At 72.4% G+C, this 20842-nt stretch carries 18 protein-coding genes; 8 read left to right on the top strand and 10 right to left on the bottom strand.

Going from position 1 to position 20842, the window contains the following annotated elements; all coding sequences use genetic code 11:
* Positions 1-39: 39 nt before the first annotated feature.
* From ACGF0J_RS29610 to ACGF0J_RS29600, 3 genes are all read right to left on the bottom strand, one after another.
* Positions 40-300 carry a hypothetical protein gene (locus ACGF0J_RS29610; protein ID WP_393150928.1) on the bottom strand — a complete coding sequence of 87 codons (261 nt, stop codon included), beginning with the start codon at positions 298-300 and terminating at the stop codon, positions 40-42.
* A gap of 120 nt (positions 301-420) precedes the next feature.
* The gene (locus ACGF0J_RS29605) at positions 421-1173 is read right to left on the bottom strand and encodes a GntR family transcriptional regulator (RefSeq protein WP_393150926.1); all 753 of its coding nucleotides are present in this window, start codon (positions 1171-1173) and stop codon (positions 421-423) included.
* 428 nt (positions 1174-1601) lie between these two features.
* Complete coding sequence (locus tag ACGF0J_RS29600; RefSeq protein WP_393150924.1) at positions 1602-2309, bottom strand: dienelactone hydrolase family protein; 708 nt, start codon at positions 2307-2309, stop codon at positions 1602-1604.
* 101 nt (positions 2310-2410) lie between these two features.
* Here ACGF0J_RS29600 and ACGF0J_RS29595 point away from each other — a divergent pair, with 101 nt between their 5' ends.
* Positions 2411-3208, top strand: coding sequence for a 2-keto-4-pentenoate hydratase (locus ACGF0J_RS29595; RefSeq protein WP_393150922.1), 798 nt, complete (start codon positions 2411-2413; stop codon positions 3206-3208).
* An 81-nt stretch (positions 3209-3289) separates the two neighbouring features.
* Positions 3290-4486: a kynureninase gene (kynU, locus tag ACGF0J_RS29590; RefSeq protein ID WP_393150920.1), complete on the top strand. Its 1197-nt coding sequence runs from the start codon at positions 3290-3292 to the stop codon at positions 4484-4486.
* 43 nt (positions 4487-4529) lie between these two features.
* On the opposite strand, the gene ACGF0J_RS29585 is transcribed toward kynU, so the two are convergent.
* From ACGF0J_RS29585 to ACGF0J_RS29570, 4 genes are all read right to left on the bottom strand, one after another.
* Positions 4530-4901, bottom strand: a complete 372-nt coding sequence (locus ACGF0J_RS29585; protein WP_393150918.1) for an MmcQ/YjbR family DNA-binding protein — start codon at positions 4899-4901, stop codon at positions 4530-4532.
* Entirely contained in the window at positions 4898-5959 is a 1062-nt protein-coding gene (locus ACGF0J_RS29580; protein WP_393150916.1) for a DUF2293 domain-containing protein, read from the bottom strand. The genes ACGF0J_RS29585 and ACGF0J_RS29580 overlap by 4 nt, the downstream gene beginning before the upstream one ends.
* A 135-nt stretch (positions 5960-6094) precedes the next feature.
* Positions 6095-7519, bottom strand: a complete 1425-nt coding sequence (locus tag ACGF0J_RS29575; RefSeq protein WP_393150914.1) for an N-acetylmuramoyl-L-alanine amidase — start codon at positions 7517-7519, stop codon at positions 6095-6097.
* Positions 7516-8484: a M23 family metallopeptidase gene (locus ACGF0J_RS29570; protein WP_393150912.1), complete on the bottom strand. Its 969-nt coding sequence runs from the start codon at positions 8482-8484 to the stop codon at positions 7516-7518. Before ACGF0J_RS29570 ends, ACGF0J_RS29575 begins: the two co-directional genes overlap by 4 nt.
* A 149-nt stretch (positions 8485-8633) precedes the next feature.
* Here ACGF0J_RS29570 and ACGF0J_RS29565 point away from each other — a divergent pair, with 149 nt between their 5' ends.
* Positions 8634-11321: a BTAD domain-containing putative transcriptional regulator gene (locus tag ACGF0J_RS29565; RefSeq protein WP_393150910.1), complete on the top strand. Its 2688-nt coding sequence runs from the start codon at positions 8634-8636 to the stop codon at positions 11319-11321.
* Between the two features lie 67 nt (positions 11322-11388).
* Here ACGF0J_RS29565 and ACGF0J_RS29560 read toward each other — a convergent pair whose 3' ends face one another.
* Positions 11389-12732: an NERD domain-containing protein gene (locus tag ACGF0J_RS29560; RefSeq protein WP_393150908.1), complete on the bottom strand. Its 1344-nt coding sequence runs from the start codon at positions 12730-12732 to the stop codon at positions 11389-11391.
* A 60-nt stretch (positions 12733-12792) separates the two neighbouring features.
* Here ACGF0J_RS29560 and ACGF0J_RS29555 point away from each other — a divergent pair, with 60 nt between their 5' ends.
* From ACGF0J_RS29555 to ACGF0J_RS29535, 5 genes are all read left to right on the top strand, one after another.
* Complete coding sequence (locus ACGF0J_RS29555; RefSeq protein ID WP_393150906.1) at positions 12793-13419, top strand: type 1 glutamine amidotransferase family protein; 627 nt, start codon at positions 12793-12795, stop codon at positions 13417-13419.
* Positions 13416-13874 (top strand): MarR family winged helix-turn-helix transcriptional regulator, encoded by a 459-nt coding sequence (locus ACGF0J_RS29550; RefSeq protein WP_393150904.1) that lies wholly within the window; start codon positions 13416-13418, stop codon positions 13872-13874. The genes ACGF0J_RS29555 and ACGF0J_RS29550 overlap by 4 nt, the downstream gene beginning before the upstream one ends.
* A gap of 360 nt (positions 13875-14234) precedes the next feature.
* A complete protein-coding gene (locus tag ACGF0J_RS29545) occupies positions 14235-14474 on the top strand; it encodes a hypothetical protein (RefSeq protein WP_393150902.1) in 240 nt (79 codons plus the stop codon).
* A 1008-nt stretch (positions 14475-15482) separates the two neighbouring features.
* The gene (locus ACGF0J_RS29540) at positions 15483-16034 is read left to right on the top strand and encodes a hypothetical protein (RefSeq protein ID WP_393150900.1); all 552 of its coding nucleotides are present in this window, start codon (positions 15483-15485) and stop codon (positions 16032-16034) included.
* 872 nt (positions 16035-16906) lie between these two features.
* Positions 16907-17332, top strand: coding sequence for an STAS domain-containing protein (locus tag ACGF0J_RS29535; protein WP_393150898.1), 426 nt, complete (start codon positions 16907-16909; stop codon positions 17330-17332).
* Here the strand turns inward: ACGF0J_RS29535 and ACGF0J_RS29530 are convergent.
* Positions 17230-19413, bottom strand: a complete 2184-nt coding sequence (locus ACGF0J_RS29530; protein ID WP_393150896.1) for a germacradienol/geosmin synthase — start codon at positions 19411-19413, stop codon at positions 17230-17232. The two genes, ACGF0J_RS29535 and ACGF0J_RS29530, sit on opposite strands and share 103 nt — an antisense overlap.
* Complete coding sequence (locus ACGF0J_RS29525) at positions 19410-20822, bottom strand: family 2B encapsulin nanocompartment shell protein (protein WP_393150894.1); 1413 nt, start codon at positions 20820-20822, stop codon at positions 19410-19412. Before ACGF0J_RS29525 ends, ACGF0J_RS29530 begins: the two co-directional genes overlap by 4 nt.
* Positions 20823-20842 lie beyond the last annotated feature (20 nt).

Genomic DNA, 20842 nt, shown 5'->3' with positions numbered 1-20842 from the left:
CCGTCCGGCCGGAGGAGGGCCGGTGCGGGCGGCCGGGCGCTAGGGCGAGGCGGGGCCGGTGCACCCCTCACTCTCACCGGCCCCGCTCTCGTGGTCGTCGGTCGTGCCCTCTTGATCCCGGAGTTGGTCGCGCAGCGCGGCGGGGTCGTCCGCGTCGATGGTCATCGCGTAGCCGGCGTCGCGCTGCGCGTCACTGAGCGGGTGGTGGCGGGTCGCCCACCAGCGGCCCGCGTCGCTCCGCCAGATGGTCCACTGGGGAAACTCCCGGGCGATGTCGGCGAGGTGCCGGTCAAAGGACATCTGCTCATCCTCCCGGGAGCCCCAGGCGAGGTGCCGTCTCCCTTGCAGAGTGCGGCACATCTCTAGAGATGTCTAGGATCTCGGAAGACAGGTCAACCTATCGCTTGACAACATCTTGACCTACGCGTCGAAGTCGTACTGCAGGACGTACGCCGCGGAGTCGAGCACCATCTCGTTGTACTCGACGGGCCTGCCTCCGGCGGTGTAGGCGGTGCGGGCGATGACGATGACCGGAGTGCCGCCCGGCAGGCCGAGCAGCTCGCTCTCCCGCGGGGCGGGCATCCTGGCGCGGATCTCCTCGGTGAAGTGCGCGGGGGCCGCGCCGAGGTCCGACAGCCTGGCGTAGACGCCGCCGGGGCCGGTGTCGGCGGCCGTGACGGCGCTGTCCTCGACCAGTTCGGCGGGGAAGAACGACGTGGCGAGCTGCACGGGCCGTCCGTCGACGGAGTAGCGGCGCCGCCGTACCCACACCTCGGCGCCGTCGAGCACGCGGGCCACCTCGTCCGAGGCCCGCTCCCGTACGACCTCGACCTCGTCCACGGCGAAGGGCCGGCCGCGGGAGTCGGCGTCCCAGATGGCGTTGCCCTCGCCCCACTGCTCCCGGGACAGCCGCCGGGAGCCGTGCCTGCGGATCGGCTTGAACAGCCGGACGTACACGCCGGAGCCGCGTTTGGGCACGGCGAGGCCCTCGTTGATGAGGACGGCGAGCGCCTGCCTGGCGGTGGCGCGGGCGATCGAGTACTCGGCCATCAACGTGTTCTCGCCGGGCAACCGGTCCCCGTCGCGCAGTTCGCCGGAGAGGATCCGGGCGCGGAGGCCGTCGGCGATGCGTCGATAGATCGGAAGATCGTGGGGAACCGGGGATTCGGACACGTTTGACCACCCTCTGTCACCAACCGGGTTTGGCGTCTCCAGAGAACTTGCCCCCTCTTGTCCACGATCGCACAGATACGGAGGTTGGTACCGAGCTTTATTTGAGCGGATCGTGCCCATGTGGTGAACGAAGCGGTGTTTCGACCGGCCGTAAACGCGGAACGGGGCGGTCCGGTATCCGGCCGTCCCGCCAGCGTTGGGTAACCGGGGCGGCGAGCACCCCGGCCCAGGTGGATGGGCACGGGATGGTGCCCGGCGCGGGCGCGGCGGCGGGCGAGCGGGAGCGCCGCCGCGCCGGCCACGGGGAGCGCGAGGACCCCCGCGATGATGACATTTCCCCATAACCCGGGGTTCGCGGCATCGGACCACGAGGGCGGCACCCGAAGGTACGAGAAGGTGGCCTCCCGGACAGGGCCCCCGCGGCGCCGTCAGGAGCGGGCGGGCAGGTGCTCGTCCAGGAACGCCGTGGCGGCCTCCCACGCCCGCGCGGCCGGCTCCGGCTGGTGGAACATCGGCGACTCGCTGTTGTGGAAGGCGTGCCCCGCCTTCTCCTCCACGTGCATCCGCACGTTCGCCCGGTCCGCCGCCGCGCGCTCCACGGCGGCCACCCGTTCGCGCGGAATATACGGATCGCTGCCGCCGAAGACCAGCAGCAGCGGCGAGTCGATGCGCTCCATCAACCCCGTCGCCTCCGGCACGGCGGAGCCGTAGAAGGACAGCACGGCGGCCGGCCGGGCCTGCGTGGCCAGCATGTACGCCACCGAGCCGCCCAGGCAGAACCCGAGCACCCCCAACCCGCCCGTCACCTCGGGCAGCTCGCCGAGGTGGGCCAGGGTGAGCGCGCAGTCGGCGACGCCCTGCGGCAGGTCGAAGCCGGCGGCCAGCTCGATCGAGGCGGCGGTGCCCTCCGGGGTGTGTTCGCCCACCCAGTGCGGGCGCAGCCGCCAGAACAGATCGGGCGCGGCCACGACATAGCCCCGCGCCGCGAGGTTCTCGGCCACCTTCGCGATGTACGGCCCGACGCCGTAGATCTCCTGGATCAGCAGGATGCCGGGCCCGCTGCCGCCGCCGGGCAGCCAGAGGTGGACGTCGAAGGAGCCGTCGTGGGCGGTCACGTGATCGATTCGCTGCTGCATGGTGTCCAGGATGGCGGGCCGGGTACACGGTTGTCCTCGGCCTCCTGTCGTTCTATACCCGGACATGAGGGAACCAGAGCCCAGGATGAGGAGCGGTCCGCATGTATGACGAATGGTCCGAGGCGGTCGACACGAGGAACCAGGCGGCCGACCGGCTCGCCGAGGCCGCCCGCACCGGCAAGCCGTGCCCCCCGGTCCGCGACCTGATCGGCACGGCCCGCGACGCGTACGCGGTCCAGGAGATCAACGTGCGACGGGCCGTGGAGGAGGGACGCCGGCCGGTCGGCCGGAAGATCGGCGTCACGAACGCGCTCGTCCAGAAGCAACTCGGCGTCGGCGAGCCGGACCACGGCACGCTCTTCGCCGACATGGCCTTCCTCGACGGGCTGCCCGTGCCGGTGGGGCGGTTCCTGCAGCCGCGCGCCGAGGCGGAGATCGCGCTGGTGCTCGGCCACGACCTGGTCGGCGGGCCGTTCACGGTGGTGGACGTGATCCGGGCGGTGGACTTCGCGCTGCCCGCGATCGAGATCGCCGACTCGCGCGTCGCCGACTGGGACATCTCGCTGGTCGACACGATCGCCGACAACGCCTCCGGCGGGGCGTTCGTGCTCGGCGGCACCCCGGTCCCGCTGGCCGGGCTGGACCTGCGCCGGGCCGCGATGACGATGACCCGCGGCGAGCGGGAGGTGTCGGCGGGGACCGGCGCGGCCTGCCTGGAGCATCCGCTGAACGCCGCCGTCTGGCTGGCGACGGCGCTGGGGAGCGGCGAGCGGCCGCTGCGGGCCGGCGAGGTGGTGCTGACCGGCGCGCTCGGGCCGCTGGTGCCGGTGAAGCCGGGAGACGCGTTCGAGGCGCGCATCGACGGACTGGGGTCGGTCCGTGCGGTCTTTTCCGCATGAACACCGCCGAACGCCCCCAACCCTCCCTACCGTAACGCCCATGCCGCCGATGAACGGCCTGTGACCGGAAGGAGTCGCCGGATGCCGGATCGAGACCACTGCCTGGCGCTGGACGCCGCGGATCCGCTGCGGGAGTTCAGGGACGAGTTCGTGCTGCCCGAAGGGATCGTCTACCTCGTCGGCAACTCGCTCGGCGCGCTGCCCCGCCGCACGGCCGAGCGGGTGCGGCGGACGGTCGAGGAGGAGTGGGGGCGACGACTCGTCGGCGGCTGGAACCACGACGGCTGGTTCACCCAGCCGCTGACCCTCGGTGACCGGCTGGCCCCGCTCATCGGCGCCGGCCCGGGACAGGTCGTGGTGGGCAACACCACGTCCATCGTGATCCACCAGGCGGTGTCGGCGGCCCTGCGGCTGCGCCCCGAGCGCCGCGTGATCGTCTCCGACGCGACGAACTTCCCCACCGACCACTACATCGTCCAGGGGCTCGCCGGGGCGCTGGGCGGCTACGAGGTCCGCGACCTGGCCGAGGGCCGCTTCGACGACGCGGCCGTGGTGCTGCTCTCGGAGGTCGACTACCGCACCGGCGCGCGGCAGGACGTGCCCGAGGTGACCGCGCGGGCGCACGCGGCGGGTGCCCTGATCGTCTGGGATCTCTGCCACAGCGTGGGCGCGATGGAGGTGGACGTCTCCGGGGCCGACTTCGCGGTCGGCTGCACCTACAAGTACGTGAACGGCGGTCCGGGCTCGCCGGCCTTCCTGTACGTCAACCCGCGCCACCTGGCCGACGCCGAGAACGTGCTGTCCGGCTGGCACGGGCACGCCGAGCCGTTCGCCTTCGAGCGCGACTACCGGCCGGCCGAGGGGATCAGGCGGTTCACGGTGGGCAGCCCGCACGTGCTGTCGTCGGCGGCCCTGGACGCGGCGCTGGACGTCTGGGAGCGGGTGCCGATGGCCGAGCTGCGGGCCAAGAGCGTGGCGCTGACCTCCCTCTTCCTCGACCTGGTCGGCGACCGGCTGGAGTCGGCCACGCCCGCCGACCCCGAGCGGCGCGGCAGCCAGGTCAGCCTGCGCCACCCCGACGGCTACCCGGTGATGCGGGCGCTGATCGACCGGGGCGTGCACGGCGACTTCCGGGCGCCCGACATCCTCCGCTTCGGCTTCGCGCCGCTCTACACCCGCCACGTGGACGTCTGGGACGCCGCCGCGACGCTGGCCGACGTGCTGGACAAGGAGCTGTGGCGGGACGAGCGGTACGCCCGGCGGCTGCCCGTCACCTGACCGGGGGAGGCATCCCTCGCGACAGCGAGCCGGAAGATCACCTTCAGCGCTCGTCGAGCAGCCGGACCGCCCGCTTCGGGGCGATCGCCCGGTAGCTCTCCTCCACCCAGTCGAGCAGCACCTCGGTCGGCGGCAGCTCGGCCAGCAGCGGCACGGTGACCCACCCGGCCCGGCCCAGCCCGTAGCCGGTGGGCGCCGCCCCCGCGACGGTCAGCGCGTGGCCGTGGGCCTCCGACAGCAGCTTCACGCTGAACGACGGGTCCCACTTGTCGGTCGGCTCGTCCACGCCGAGGAAGACGAACACCTTCTTGCCGACCTTGATGACGGTGTCGCCCCACGGGTGATCCTCGTGGGCCTCGGGCAGTCCCAGCGCGAACGCCCGCAGCGCCTCGCGTACCTCGTGCCAGTCGGTCATGCCTCTCCTCCGAACTCGGCTCCTCTGAACTCGGCCAGCTTGCGGTCGATGGTCTGCCTGATGCGGTCGCGGGCCTCCATACGGGGGACTCCGGCCATCAGCAGCCGGTCGTAGTCGGTGTCGAGGTGGCGGATCGAGGCGACCACGGCCAGGGTGATCGTGTTCGCGTCGAGCGCCCTGGCGGCGGCCGTGCGGCCGACCCGGCCGCTGCCGCGCAGGGCGGCGTGGGCCGCGATCTCGCCGGCCCGCCCGGCCGGGCAGCGAGGGAAGAGGCGGGCGATCTCCGCCGCCATCCGCTCCTGGAACTCGACGTCCTGCTCCGCCCGGCGCTCCCGGTCCCGCTCGCGGCGGCGCAGGCGGACCTCCTCGTCGGCCAGGCAGCGCTCCTCGGCCGCCTCCAGCGCGCGCTCCTCCACCAGCAGACCCTGGCGCTGGTAGACCTTGCGCCGCCGGTTGTACCGGACGACCACGGCCGCGAGGCCGCTCTCCTGCTTGGCCCGCCGGCTCAACGCCGCGTCACCCGACGGCAGGAACACCAGGTGGTCCATGTCGGCGCAGGTCAGGCAGTGCGGCCGGTCGTCCTCCATGATCAGGTAGGGGCCGGTGTCGGCGCACGACGCGCACGTCCACGGCTCCAGCGGGGCCACGACCACCAGGTCGGGCGCCTTGCTCTGGCGTTCGGTGAGCTGCCGGGCCCGCGCCTCGCTCAGCCCCGGGGCGAGCCAGTGCGTGCGGAACCCCTCCTGCGGGTGCGCCGCCGCGGTGAAGCGCAGCTCGCGCCGGTCACGGCTGCCCGACACGTACGGGATCTCCACCGGCCGCAGGCCCTTGGCCACCGCCCAGTCGCGCAGCAGCGTGGCGGCCTGGAGCAGGCGGTCGTCGTCGACCGCCGCCAGCTCGGTCAGGGTGGCCGCCCGGCCCTGCCGCCAGACGTCGACGTGGCGCGAGTGCAGCCACCGCAGCCCGGTCACCACGTCGATGAACGTCACGTACTTCCGGTTGGCCAGCGCGATCTCGGCCGCGTCCGCGACCCTGCGCGCCAGGTTCGGCTTGCTCACCCGCTCCAGTGTGCCGGACTCCGGGGGCGCCGTGCGGGCTCCGCGTGGTGGGGCTGATCGGTGAACGCGGGGACGGCCCCGGCGCGCCGCGTGTGTCAGCGGCGGCGCCGAGGCCGTCCCGGGGCTGTCAGCCGATCAGCCGCAGTGCTCGAACGGGCTCGTGTACGTGGCGGAGCCGACCGAGCCGCCCCACTTCACGCACTTGCCGGGCGCCTTGGCGGAGACGGGGCCCGCGTAGTAGGTGAAGTTGCCCGAGTCGGTCTTCCGGCTCGACCCCTGGGGCTCCAGGAAGGCGCTGACCGCGCTGGCCTTGCCGAGCGAGGTCTTCTTCAGCGTGGCCACGCAGTTGTAGCCGGTGGCGCTGTTGTACAGCAGGTACGCCGTGCCGGCCGTGCTCAGCGCCTGCGAGTCGATGACCTTGTAACCGGTGCCGCAGACCTTCTCGGGGGTGTGCGGGTTGGTCGGCGTGCCCGAACCGCCGGTCACGTAGCCCATGTACTTCGTCCAGTTCCAGTGCGGACCCGGGTCGGTGTGGTTCGCGCCGGGCACGCCGTGGTGGCCCACGATGTGGGTGCGGTCCTTCGGGATGCCGTACCTGTCGGCGATGCTGCGCGTCAGCGCGGCCGAGGCGCGGTACATCTGGTCGGTGAACCACGAGGCGTTGTCCACGTAGCCCTCGTGCTCGATGCCGACCGAGCGCCGGTTCCAGTTGCCGGCGTGGAAGGCGCGGTTCTTCTCGCGCACCATCTGCGTGATCTGGCCGTCGGAGGAGCGGATCACGTAGTGCGCGGACGTGGGGTTGGCGCGGGGGCCGGTCTGGAACCACGAGATCGCGCCGGCGTACGAGCCCTGCGTCACGTGGATGACGATCCGGTCGATCTTGTCGCTGGTCGGGCGGTTGGACACGGCGTAGTTGCTGCTGTGCGCCGCCTTCCAGAGCGCGCCCGGATAGTCGGTGGCCGCGGCGAGCGTGCGGGGCTCGGCGTCGGCGTAGTCGCCGAGCTCGGGCTGCACGGCGCGCGGGGCGGTCCGCACGCCGGCCGCCTCGACGCCTTCGGCGAGGGCCTCGTAGACGGCGTCGGCGTAGAGCTTTGCCGTGCTCTCCTCGGCGGCGTTGCCGTACGCGGCCACGGCGCCGTACCACTTGGCCGGGTCCTTGCGGTCGGTCGCGTCCAGGCCGAGCGCGTCGGCGCGGGCGCGCAGCACCGCGGCGCCGCCGAGCACGTTGGCCGCGTCGTCGGACTTCAGCTCGGCGACCGGTCGCGAGGTGAGCTTGGCGGCCTCGTCGAGGGTCTTCGTCCTGGGGTTGCTGACCAGGTGCATGACACCGTAGCCGCCGCTGGCGCTGGGCGCGCCGTCGTGGCCGTCGAGGTGGGTCTCGGCGTAGCCGAGGGCGACCAGCAGGTCGTGCGGCACCTCGTAGGCGGCGGCGGCCTTGGTGAAGGCCTCGGCCAGCGGGGCCGCGGTGGACGTGGCGGAGAGGGAGGCGGTGGCGGCGTACGCCACCTGCTGGCCGGACACGGCGATCAGTCCGGCGAGTGCGAGGGTTCTGAGTCTCATGATCCGCAATGCTCGAAGGGGCTGGTGTAGGTGACGGAGCCGGCCTTGCCGCCCCACTTCACGCACTTGCCGGGGGCCCTGGCGGAGACGGGCCCGGCGTAGTAGGTGAAGTTGCCGGAGTCGGTCTTACGGGCGCTGCCCTGCACCTCTAGGAAGGCGGTGGTCGCGGTCTTCGTGCCGAGCGACTTGGCCTTCAGCGTGGTCACGCAGTTGTTGCCGGTGGCGCTGTTGTAGAGCAGGTAGACGCGGCCTTCGCTGCCGAGGGCCTGCGAGTCGATCACCTTGGAGCCGGAGCCGCAGACCTGCTCGGGGGTGTGCGGGTTGGTGGGGGTGCCGCCGCCGGAGCACTTGTTCTGCGAGGTCACGTTCGCGACGGGGTAGCCGAACGTCTTGCCGCCGAAGACGGCGCGCTGGATGTTCGACGGGTAGCCGGTGCCCTTGCGCACCTCGAAGTGCAGGTGCGCGGAGATGTTGTTGCCCGGCCTGCTGGTCTTGCCGACCGTGCCGATCTTCTGGCCCTGCGCGACCGTCTGGCCGGCGGAGACCGAGCGGGAGTTCAGGTGGGCGTAGTAGGTGACGTAGCCGCCACCGTGGTTGATCGTCACCAGGTTGCCGAAGCCGTTCACGCTGCCCTGGTGGGCGGAGATGCCGACGGTGCCCGCGGCGGCGGCGACGACCGTGTCGCCGAGGTCGGCGTTCGCCGTGCTGCCCCGGTTGAAGTCGATCTCATACGCCTTGTGCGCGCTGCTGGCGCTGTTGTTGCCGTTCCAGGTCTGTCCGCAGGGGAACGGGAGCTGGAAGTTCGGAGCGGCCAGGAGCTGGGCGGGCGACTCCGTTCCCGTGGGGGTCGGGGTCGCGGGGGCCGTGGGGGCCGGGGTCGCGGTGGGGCTGGAGGTGGGGGCGGGCGCGGGGTCCGCTGCCGCCGCCGTGGCCGTCATCGTGGCTGTGGCCAGGCCGAATAACACCGCGCAACCTGCGACGAGTGCTCCATTGAGCTTCATGTGGTGATCCTTTCCCGTGGGATCTCTGAGACAAGGGTCGGCATATGGCGCACAAGAAACGTCCAGACCCGATACAAAGAGCTGTCACGCCTCCAAAAGGAGCAGATGCGGTCATGACGGTCACTTTCCATGTGCTCGGGCCGCTGGAAGTCCGGTTATCGGGCCAGCCCGTCCGGATCTCCGGCAGGAAGCCCCGCCTGTTGCTGGCCACGTTGCTGCTGGACGCGGGCCGGGTGGTCGGCGCCGACCAACTCGTCGAGGTGCTCTGGCCGGAGCGCCCGCCCCGCTCGGCGCAGGCCAACGTGCGCACCTACGTCAGCTCGCTCAGGTCCGACCTCGCCGGCGCCGCCGAGCCGGCCGGCGGCCTGCTGCGGGGCGACGGTTCCGGTTACGCGATCGACGTCCCCGACGGGGCACTCGACCTGCACACCTTCGAGGAACTGGTGGGACAGGCCCGGTTCGCCGAGGCGCTGGCGCTGTGGCGCGGCTCCCCGCTGGCCGACCTGCCCGGCAGCCCGGTCTGGGACCGCCGCCTCGAACCCCTCCACGAAGTACGCCTGCGGGCCGCCGAAGAGCTGATCAACCGGCGGATGGACCGCGGCGACCACGCGGGCGCCGTGACCGACCTGCGCGGCCTGCTGACCGAGCACCCCTACCGGGAGGACCTGTGGGGCCGGCTGGTGCTCGCCCTGCACCGCGGCGGCCGTAAGGCGGAGGCGTTGCGGGCCTACGCCACCATCAGGGAGCAGCTCGTCGACGAGCTGGGCGTGGAGCCCGGCGCCGACCTGCGCGCCACGTACGAGGCCATCCTCGCCGACGAGGCCCCGCCCGCCGCGCCCCGGCAGCTCCCCCCCGACGTGCCCGACTTCACCGGGCGGGACGAGGATCTCGCCGTGCTGGCCGAGCCGTTCCAGATCGCGGTCGTCTCCGGCCCGCCGGGGGCCGGCAAGTCGGCGCTGGCCGTGCACGCCGGGCACACCCTGCGCGACCGGTTCCCAGCCGGGCAGCTCTACCTCGACCTCGACGGGCGGGAGCCGGGCGACGTGCTCGCCGAAGCGCTCCGGGCGCTGGGCGCCGAGACGCCGCCGCCCACGCTGCGCGAACGCTCGGCGCTCTACCGGTCGCTGCTGGCGGAACGGCCCATGCTCGTCCTGCTGGACGACGCCCTCGACGCGGCGCAGGTGCGCCCGCTGTTACCCGGCAACGACAGCGTCGTCATCGTGACCAGCCGGCGCCGCATCACCCAGCTTCCCGGCGCCGTGCACGTCCACCTCGCCGAGCTGACCCAGGATGACGCGATGCGGCTGTTCGCCAGGATCGTCGGCGCCGACCGGGTGGCCCGCGAGCGGGAGGACGCCCAGGCCATCGTCGAGGCGTGCGGCCGGCTGCCGCTGGCCGTCCGCAGCGCCGGCGCGCGGTTGGCCGGACGGCCCGGCTGGGCGCTCGCCGTGCTGAGGCAGCGGCTGGAGGACGACCGGCTCAGCGAGCTCACCGAGGTCCGCGACAGCCTCGAACGCAGCTACCGCCACCTGACCGACGAGGCCGCCCGCACCCTCGGCACGTTCGGCCAGTTCGGGGCGCTCGCCCAGCCCGGCTGGGTGGTGGACGCCGCGCTCGACCGGCACCGGGCCGACGACGTGACCGACCTCCTGGTGGACGTCAACCTGCTGGAGCTGGTCGGCACCGACCCCGTCGGGCAGCCGCGCTACCGGGTGCCCGACCTCTTCCGCCGGCACGCCCTCGAACGCGGCCCCGACCGGGCCGGGCTGGCCCGGGTGCTGGCCGCCTGGACGGCGACCACCGAGCACGCCATGGGCCGGCTGCCCACCACCGTCTTCAGCCTCACCGCCCCCCGCACCCCGCGCTGGCAGCTTCCCCAGCAGACGCTGGACCGGCTGACCTCCGACCCGCTCGGCTGGTTCGAGGCCGAGCACGACTCGCTGGTCGGCGCCATCGGCGTCGCCGCCGGCGCCGGCCTGGCGGAGTCGGCCTGGGGCCTGGCCGCCGCCATGGTCCCGTACCTGGACCTGCACTGCCTGCTCGACACCTGGAAGCGCACCCACACCGTCGCTCTGGACGCCGCCCGCGCCGCCGGCGACACCTACGGCGAGGCCGCCATGCTGCGCGGCCTCGCGCAGGTGGCGCTCTACCAGGACCGGTACGACGACGCGACCGAGGGCTTCACCCGGGCCCGCCGGCTCTTCCACGACCTCGGCGACCTGCGGGCCGAGGCCACCTCCATCTGCGGGCTCGGCGCCGTCAGCCAGTTCCGCGGCAGGCACCTGCAGTCGCTCGGCCACTTCAAGCGCGCGCTCGCCATGTTCCTGACCGCGGGCGACCCCCAGGGCGAGGCGTTCGCCCGCCAGGCCATCGGCCGCGTCTGCCTCAAGGCCGGCGACTACGCCCAGGCGGACGCCTCGCTCCGGCAGGCGATGCGGCTGGCCCAGGAGCTCGGCGACGCGCACCGCGAAGGCTGCGTCTGCCTGCAGATGGGGCAGTTGCACCAGGCCATGGTGTTCCACCGGCACGCGCTGGACATCTTCGAGTCGCTCGGCGACCGGCACTGCGGCGCCTACGCCATGCAGAGCCTGGCCGGGCTGCAGGTGGCGCGCGGCGAGCTGGCCGGGGCCTCGACGCGCCTCGAACAGTCGCTGGTGGTCTTCCGCGAGCTGGGCGACCGCAGCGGCGAGGCGTCCACCACCCAGATGCTGGGGGAGCTGCACCGCACGGCCGGCCGTACCGGTCTGGCGCTCGACTACCTGCAGCACGCCGGCGTGCTGCGCCGCGAGATCCCGGCGTAGGCCCGCGCTCCCCGCCGGCCTGCCGGGACCGCCGGAGTCGGACTCGGGCGCGCCGGCGGGAGCGCGTTCAGGGCCCCGACACGATGCGGCGGACCAGCCGCCTGAGGCGGGACTGCTGGGGGATGCCCTGGAGCGCGTCGAGCGCCTCCGCCGCGGTCGGCCGCTTGGCCGGCGAGTGGTCGAGCATCCCGCGCACCACGTCGGGCACGTCGGGGCCGTGGACGTCGGCGCTGGCCGGCAGCTCCCCGGTGAGGAGCTGGTAGGCGATCACCCCGGCCGCGTAGACGTCGGAGGCGGCCGTCATCCGGTCGGGCCGATCGTGGCACTCGGGCGCCACGTAGTGGGCGTCGAGCACGTTGCTCAGCTCGTGGGCCACCGTGAAGTTGCGCGGGCCCGGCTTCGCGTAGTCGAACCCCGTCAGGACGGCGTGCCCGTCGTCGGTCACCAGCACGCAGGCCGGGGTGAGGGCGCGGTGCACGACGCCGTGGGCGTGGGCGTGGGCCAGGCCGCGCAGCAGGTCCTGGATGACGCCGAGGCGCGCGCCCTTGCCCAGGCTGAGGTGGAGCGCCTCGCCGTGCACGTCGTCGAGCACGAGCACGAACCGGCTCTCGTCGTCGATGGCGAAGAAGTCACGCGAGCGCACCAGACACGGATGCGGTGGGATGCGCGCCAGCGTCTGGTAGGCGTTGGCGATGCGCTGCCGCTCGGCGGCCCGTGACTCCTCGTCGGCCAGCGGGTCGGCCTGGTAGACGCGCAGCAGCACGGTCTCGCTGCCGGGCAGCGTCGCGTTGAAGGCGCGGTATTCGGTCACCCGGGCGTCGCCGCCGAGCTGTTCCTCGACCTCCCAGTTGCCGAAGCGGGGCGGGGCGGTGCTGCGGCGCACGGTCTGGTTGAGCGCGTCGAGGATCTTGGTGAGGTACGGCCTGATGTCGGGGCTGCAGCCGCGCCGGATCCGCGAGACGTCGCTCAGCGTGGCCACCAGGCGGGGCAGGTCGGTGACGTTGGGCCGGTCTCGCCCGGCGGGGTCGACCAGCTCGGCGTCGGGTGAGGTCAGCACGACGAGGTTGTCGACGTACACCCGCTCCAACTGGGTCGCCCGGGACACCAGCAGGCCCTTCAGCGCCTTGGCGGTGCCGCGGAGCTTGGTCACCGGGGAGCCGAACGCCTCGCGGCGCGGCGGGAACCACCGCGCGCCCGAGACCTCGATGCGGCCGCGCGTGCCCTTGACGTCGATGACCACCAGGGAGTGGCCGGTCAGCACGAGCAGGTCCACCTCGAACAGGTCGTGGCCGCGGGGCACTTCGACGTTGTGCAGCAGCAGCCAGCCGGCGGGCGCGTGGTCGCGGAGGTATGCGATCACCCGCCGCTCCGCGTCGTTGACCGGCTGCCCCCCGCCGACGATCTCTGCCATGGACCTATCCTCGCACGTCCACCTCTTGACAACACACTGTCGATATGACAAGATACTGTCATGAACACGACGAAGAAGCCCGTCCACCTCGCCGTCTACGACACCATGGCCGACTGGGAGAGCGGACACGCGATCGCCCACCTGCGCAGCCCCCGCTTCCACCGCGAGCCCGGCTCGTACGAGATCGTCACGGTCGCCCTGACGGCCGACCCGATCACCACCATGGGCGGGATGCGCGTCGTCCCCGACATCACGCTCGACGACCTGACGCCCGAGGGCAGCGCGCTGCTCATCCTGACCGGCGCCGACCTGTGGGACGCGGGCGACTCGCTCACGCCGTTCGCCCGCGCCGCCCGCACGTTCCTCGACGCAGGCGTCCCGGTCGCCGCGATCTGCGGCGCCACCGCCGGGCTGGCCCGCGAGGGGCTGCTCGACGACCGCGACCACACCAGCGCAGTGGTGCAGTACCTGGAGGCGCAGGAGGGCTACGCGGGAGCCAAGCGCTACCGCGAGGAGGACGCGGTGACCGACGGCGACCTGATCACCGCCGGTCCCACCGAGCCGGTGGCCTTCGCCCGCGAGATCCTGGGCCGCCTCGACGTCTACCGGCCCGACGTCCTCGACGCCTGGTTCCGGCTGTTCGCGAAGAGCGACGCCTCGGCCTACGAGGTGTTGATGGACGCGTGAGCGAGCCGGCTGACCTGCTTTCGGCCGTCGCGTTGACCGTCTTCCGGCTGAACGGCCAGTTCCTGGAGGTGTCGGAGAGGCTGGCCCGGCCGGCCGGGCTCACCGCGGCCTGGTGGCAGGTGCTCGGCGCGGTGCTGCGCGAGCCGCTGCCCGTCGCGGGCATCGCCCGGACCATGGGCATGACCCGCCAGGGCGTGCAGCGGGTCGCCGACCTACTGGTGGAGAAGGGGTTGGCCGAATACCGGCCCAACCCCGCCCACCGCCGCGCCAAGCTGCTCGTGCCCACGGCGGCCGGGCGCGAGGCCATCGCCAGGATCGTGCCGGGGCACCGGGCGTTCGCCGAACGGCTCGTCGCGGAGCTGGGCCAGGAAGGCGCCCACGAGTGCCTGGCCGCCCTGCGGCGCCTGTCGGACGCCCTGGCCCGCCTCGACGAGACGGAGCACGGCCCGGCCTGACCTCCGGCCGGCGAAAGCGGCGCGCGTCTTGACGCTTTCCCGGGGCCCACGCCCCGAACAGGGTGATACGCGGACCGATGTTTTTCGCCGAGGACGCCCAGCCGAATGCGGCTGCCAAGTTTAGGGTGATCATCGCCAAACAACGCAGCCGCCTCGCCGCCGTATTCTGTATATGACGCGAGTTCGGTGCCGGGCGAAACGGAGTGCCAAGAAATCGAGGCGGCTCCTTGACTCTGGCGAGGCTTTCTTGGGTTGCGGCGCGCGCATGCTGTTGGGGATTGTTATTGACGGCACCTTACAGCCCTGCGCAATCGACTATGGCGCCGCCCATTGTGCGCCGATCAACGGAGGAAAACAAACATGATCCGTCGTATTCTCGTCGGTGCTGCAATCGCGGGCGCCGCGTTCGGCTTCTCGGCCACCGCCGCCTCCGCCGACTCCGCACCGTTCAACAGCGGCAACAGCGTGCTGAGCCAGTTCAGCGCGCTCGACAACCTGACCGCCCTGAACAACGTTCTCAACGACTCGGTGCACAACGTGCACGTGCTCAACGTGACCCGCGCCTCCGAGCTCAACGTCACCGCCCTCAACAACGGCTGACACCACCGGGGGCGCGGGCGCGAAGTCTCCTCCGAGGACCGCCGGCCACGAGCCGGCCGGTCACCGGACGCCATCACCTTCGCGATCCGGCGCCCTGACGCACATCGCGACGACCGTGGATTCTCGCGAGGCCACGGTTTCCGCCCGGTCTCCGGACCTGATGCGCGCGGCCCGGGACGCCCACCCGCTCCGGCGGGACGTCCCGGGCCTTCGCCGTCACCGGCCCACTGCTCCAGAACGCCGACTCCCCCGACCGCCACCTCACACGTACGGGACCCGGCCTGCCCAGCGCGCCACGCGCCGCCACCGCCGCGCCCCCTCCGCCGCGCCGCCCCCTCCGCCGCGCCGCCCCCCCCGCCGCGCCGCCTCCGCCGCGCCGCCCCCCGACGCCGTGCGACCCGCGCTCCTGGCCCTCCCGCCGGCGCCCCCGCCCGCCGTCCCCTGACCCGGCCGACCCCCCGCCTGCACCGCCTGACCCCCGCGTGCACCGCCTGACCCCACGCGCCTTCAGGCCGCCCGTGCACCCCCGTCCGTCGTGCCCGTACGTCTGTCGCGCCGCTATTCAAAACGATCAGCATTCCCCGGGCTCCGCTTTGTCGCCGCCCCGATGAGAAGCGTCAGTATGGGGTCCACGGCATATTCGGCGTTCTCGCGCTCGTTTTCGCATCGCAGCCCCTTCGGTGTCGCCCAGGACGTCCGGTCGGGAGTATTCCTCCCGCCGTATGGAGATAAAACCCCCTTTGATCAGGTCGGTAGCGCATAAGGCGATAAGCGGGAAATAGACGTCCATAACTCATCGCCAAGTCTGGAGTATGCGGGACATATCCGGACAACGCATCACCAAGTGCCAAGCAATTGAGGGCCGTATTTGACTCCGACTTAGCGAATTTCGGTTGCGGTGACCGGGTGGGGCGCGGGATCTTTATTCGGCCCTCGCAGACCTGTGAGAGCGACTCAGATGATGCGCAAACCCCTCTCGCGCTGAATCCCCAACAAAGGAGAAGTGAAATGATGCGTCGCATTCTCGTCGGTGCAGCCATCGCCGGCTTCGCGTTCGGTATCTCGGCCACTGCCGCCTCTGCCGACGCGAACCCCGCCCCGGTCAAGAGGACGTCCGACTGCGGTGCCAAGCCCGCCGTCACCACCGACGTGTGCGCTGTCAAGCCGGTCATCACCACGACCCACTGTGTCGCCAAGCCGGTCGTCGTCACGACCAACTGCGTCATCGCCAAGCCCGCCGTCGTCGCGCCCGTCGCCACCAGCTCCATCAGCGCGACCTGGTGCGAGGCCAAGTCGGCCGTCACCACCACCCAGTGCGTGGTGACCCCCGCCGCCTCCTCCGCCGCCTCCTCCGGCGCGGTCAACACCGGCAACCAGATCGGCAGCCAGTGGTCGGCGCTCAGCGGCGCGAGCCTGCTGAACGGCGTGGCCAACAACTCGGTCAAGAACGTCCACGTGCTCAACATCGACAGGCTGTCGAAGATCGACGTGTCGGCGCTGAACAACCAGGCCGCCTCCGGCCTCGCCACGCACGGCATCGTCTGCGCCGACCCCTGCTGAACGACCGGCAGACCCGGACGGCCCGGGGAGGCGTCGGCCTCCCGCACGTCCATCCGCGCAGCACGTGACGCGGTCAGGTGACCGTGGTGCCCCGTGCGGACGGCCCTGGCCGGACCGGAGCCCGTGCTCGCCGAGCGCGGGAGCGACAGGGAACAGGCGGCACCCGTACGGCCGAGGCACCCGCGTGATGGCGGCGGTGCCCGCGGCGGACCGGGCAGGCCGTGCCGATGGACCGTGCACGTCCGTCGGAACCTCTGCCGCGTCCGGACGACGAGCCGGAAACCGGCGATGACCAGCGTCCCAGGAGTCGAGACCGCGAGCCGGCAGGGTGGCGGCGACGGGCGACCGGCGTTCAGACGTGAACACCGGAGAAGGAGCCGTCGCCCCGGTGCGGGATGACGACATGACCGCCGGAGGGCGTGGGCGCGAGATGGCGGCCCGCAAGGGGCGCCCGGGCCCGGACCGGCGGACATCACCGCCAACGTGAGTGCGGCGGCCTCAGGCCGTCCGCGGCGACGAGCACGACGGGCGGCGGTGATGACGATGGCGGCACCGGCACCGAGTCCCGGCTCGACATGTACGCCTGGGTCACGACGGTCGACCAGGAAAATCCGTACGGCCTACGGCGCCCGGCCGGGGTTCGAGGTCCTCCTCGAACCCCGGCCGGGCGTTCGGCGTCTCGGCCGACGGATGCCTGATACCACCTCTTTATCCTGCATATCACTGCCGAAAAGACATTTCAGATAATCTGGTTCCGGGTCATCGTCATGCGTGACGATCACCCTCCGTCCGAGGCAGGGGCGCTGGGCTGTCCGGCGGCAACCCCCGGCACGAGGGAGATGGGGGTGAGGCCGATGGGCGGTGGCACGGACATGACCGAGCGCCTGGTCTATGCCGACAGGCTGGTCCGGATCTCCCTGCGGGTGTCCGGAGACGGACCCCTGCTGGTGGTCGCCGGCGAGGTGGACGCCACCAACAGCGAGGCGCTGGCCCGAGCGCTGGAACGCTGCCGCCCCCGCGGCCGGCACGTGACCGTGGACACCGGCGCGCTCACCTTCGTCGACCTTTCGGGTCTGCGGGTGTTGCTCCTGCCCGCGGTGCCGGCCGAGCAACGCTGGGTACGCCTGCGCAACGTCACCCCGTCACAGCGGCGGATCATCGGGCTGCTGGGCTGGTGCGACGTGCCGGAGCCGGATCAGTGGCCGGAGACGAGCACCGCCGAGGTGCCGAGACCGGTCGGCCCGCCGAGCGAGGGCCGAGGCGGCCGATGGTGGCGGAGCAGGGACGCCTCGTCGTAGCGGCGGCACTCCCGATGCCACACCAGGATGCCGGACATCCAGTTCTCCAGCTCCTCGACGTAACCGCGCAGCACCCGGCGGGCCTCCTCGTCCAGCCCCGCGTCGTCGTACAGGACCGGCAGCTCGTGCTCGGCCACGTGCTGGAACTGGCGCATCCGCGACGTGAGCAGGTCGTTGACCACGGCGAGCGCCGTGGGATGGTCGCAGCCGAAGAAGGTCTGCACGACCAGCACCACGTTGTGCACCTCGCCCTCGAACTCCACCTCCTTCTGGTAGGAGAACACGTCGTTGAGCAGGGCGGCGTAGTCCATGGCGGAGTTCTCCAGCGACCGCATCGGTCCGCTCGCGTAGATCTCCGGCGGCACCCGGGTGCCGTGGGCCAGCCGGCACAGGCTCATCGTCAGCTCCGAGCCGAACGTCATCCGCCGCATCTCGACGTAGTCGACCGGGTCGGGGACGCGGTGCTCGATCTGGTTGGCCAGCTCCCACAGCCAGCTTCCGACCATGTCCTCGACGGCCTTGCGGAACGCGCGGCGCGCGGCCGGCCGCATCGGGCCGGCCGTGCGGGTCCACAGGTCGGCGAGGCCGCGCTCCAGCCCGGTGACCGGCTGGGCGGTGACCGGGCCGTCGAGCGGCATGAACGCCGGCAGCCGGTCCACGGCCGCCCGGGCGGCGGGCAGATTGCGGGTCCGGCCGTAGACGACGGGGAAGTAGTCGTCGCCGTAGGTGCCCCACGCCAGCCAGGCCGACGACAGGTCGAGCTGCTCGGGGGAGGCGTCCGGATGGATGCCCGCCGCGCACAGCGGCAGGTCGTAGTCGAGGAGCTTGTCCTCGTCCCACACGGCGGACCCGGCGACGCCAGGCTGCGCTTCGAGGATGCCCATGGCGTGCGCCCAGGTGACGACGTTGGCCCGCGCCGCGTCCAGGTGCGGCGACAGCTTCGGCGTGAACGGCATGTACAGGTCGGGGATCACCGACGGCCCGACCCGCTGGTGCGGCACGTGGGTGCGGGCGCGCACCCGCTGCGGGCCGAGCAGCCCGGCGATCGACGTGATCGACCCCATGCCGGGCCCGCCACCCCGGTCGGCGCGCTCGTTCATGTAGCGGCTGGAGCGCAGGTGCCACTCGTGCCCGCCCGACTGCCAGTCCTGCAGCCCCTTCACGTACGCGAGCACGCCCGCGCACGACAGCGGGTCGAGACCGTGCTCCACGAACAGCGGCCCCAGCTCGGTGGCGACGGTGTGCTCGAACTGCTGGAGCCGTGAGGTGAGCAGGTCGTTGACGGCGTCGGCGGCCTGCTGCGTCGTGCAGCCGAAGAACGTCTCCAGGACCAGCACGCCGTTGCTCAGCTCACCCTCGTCCTCGACCTCGCGCTGGTAGGAGAACAGGTCGTTGCGCAGGTGCACCCCGTCGGAGAACGTGTCGCGCAGCACCCGCAACGGCCGGGACGCGGCGACCCGCTCGGGCACCTCGGCGCCGACCGCATGCTCCACGAGGGCGGCCGACCACGGCGCCCCGCCGACCTTGCGGCGCATCTCGATGTACTCGACCGGGTTGGGCACCCGATCGGCGTTGATGTTGGACAGCTCCCAGAGCGACTCGTTCAGCAGGTTGCGGGTCGTCTCGGCGAACCTGGCCCGCCAGTGCCGGGACCGGCCGGGCACCGTGCGCGCCCACAGGTCGGCCAGCCCGGCCTCCACCGGGTTGGCGGGCTCGGGGAGACCGCCGGCCAGGTCCATCGGCATGAACGCCGGGAGCCGTTCGAGGTGGTGCCGGCCGCTCTCGCGGTCGCCGGTGCGCTTGTACAGCTCCAGGAAGTGGTCGTCGAAGAAGAACACCCACACGTACCAGTCGGTGATCAGACCGAGCGTGGGCGCGTCACAGTCGGGATGGGTGTACGCGCACAGCAGGGCGTAGTCGTGGGCGTCGAGGTCGCGCTGCTCCCAGACGCCCGACCCCTCCAGCATGCCCATGTCGCGGGCCCACCGGCGGGAGTGGCCGCGCGCCGCCTCCACGTGCGGGTTGAGCCGCGCCGGGTACGGCAGGTAGAAGTCGGGGAGCTCGAACGGCTGGTCGGTCATGGGGTCACTCCGGTTTCGCAGAGCTCGACGTCGTCGAGCACGCCGAGGGCGTCGGGCACCAGCACGGCGGCCGAGTAGTAGGCGCTGACCAGATAGGAGGCGATGGCCCGCGCGTCGATCCCGGTGTGGCGCACGCTCAGCCCGGGCTCCCGCTCACCCGGCACGCCGCTCTGGCGCAGGCCGACCACGCCCTGGTCGGCCTCGCCGGTGCGCAGCACGAGGATCGAGGTGGTGCCGTGGCGGGAGATCGGGATCTTGTCGCACGGCAGGATCGGCACGCCCCGCCAGGCAGGCACCACGCGGCCGTCCACCTCGGCCGGCTCGGGGAGCACGCCCCGGCGGTTGCACTGGCGGCCGAACGCGGCGATGGCGGCCGGGTGGGCGAGGAAGTAGCGCGACTTCTTCCGGCGGCACAGCAGCTCGTCGAGGTCGTCAGGGGTGGGCGGGCCGGTGCGCGTGGTGAGCCGCTGACGCGGGTCGGCGTTGTGCAGCAGGCCGAAGTCGCGGTTGTTGACCAGCTCGCGCTCCTGCGACTCGCGCACCGCCTCGATCGTCAGCCGGAGCTGTTGCTCGGTCTGGTCCATGGGCTCGCTGAACAGGTCGGCCACCCGGGTGTGCACGCGCACCACCGCCTGGGAGACGCTCAGCGGATACTCGCGGGGGCCGGGGTCGTAGTCGGCGAACGTGCCCGGCAGGACGGGCTCGCCGGTGTGGCCGGCGGCCACCTCGATGACGGCCTCGCCGTGCCGGGTGCGCGGCCGGGCCGGCGCCGCCAGGCGTCGGGCGAGCTGCGCCTCCAGCGAGGGTGACCGGCCGGCCACCGTGCGGAAGGCGGCCCACGGCAGGAACAGCACGGTGCAGGCGGTCGTGCGGGCCTGCAGGGTGACCGGCCAGCGCGCGCCCGGTGCGGGCAGGCCGTCACCGGCCGCCGGGAGGTCGGCGCCGGCGTGGTCGCCGGCGGACAGCGTCGCGCGGACGACGCTGTCGCCGTACGGGCCGGCCTGGCGCACGGCCACCTTGCCGTGCGCCACCACCAGCAGCCCGCCGGCCGGATCACCGGCCCGCACGATCTCCTCGCCGTAGGCGTACGTGCGCTGCTCGAACAGCCCGGCCAAGGTCTCCAGCACCGGCACGTCGGCGTAGCCGCGCAGCGGCGGCAGCTCGGTGAGGGAGGGCGGGATCACGCCGAGCCGTGCGCCCGCCCCGGCGAAGCTCACCCGCCCGCCGCCCACCGGGTAGGTGAGCCTGCGGTTCACCCGGTAGGTGCCGCCGGGCACGTCCACCCACGGCAGCACCCGCAACAACCAGCGCGGCGAGACCTCGCTCGTCTGCGGGGCCGACTTGGTCGTCGTGGCGAGCGTGCGTGCCGCCGCCGTGTCCAGGCTCAGCCGCTGATCCCGCTCCGTCAACCGGAACACCACCCTCTCGA

It is taken from the genome of Nonomuraea sp. NPDC047897, assembly GCF_043204415.1.
Classification (GTDB): Bacteria; Actinomycetota; Actinomycetes; order Streptosporangiales; family Streptosporangiaceae; genus Nonomuraea.
Note: the sequence above shows the minus strand (reverse complement) of the source record. Positions and strands in the feature narration are given on the sequence as shown.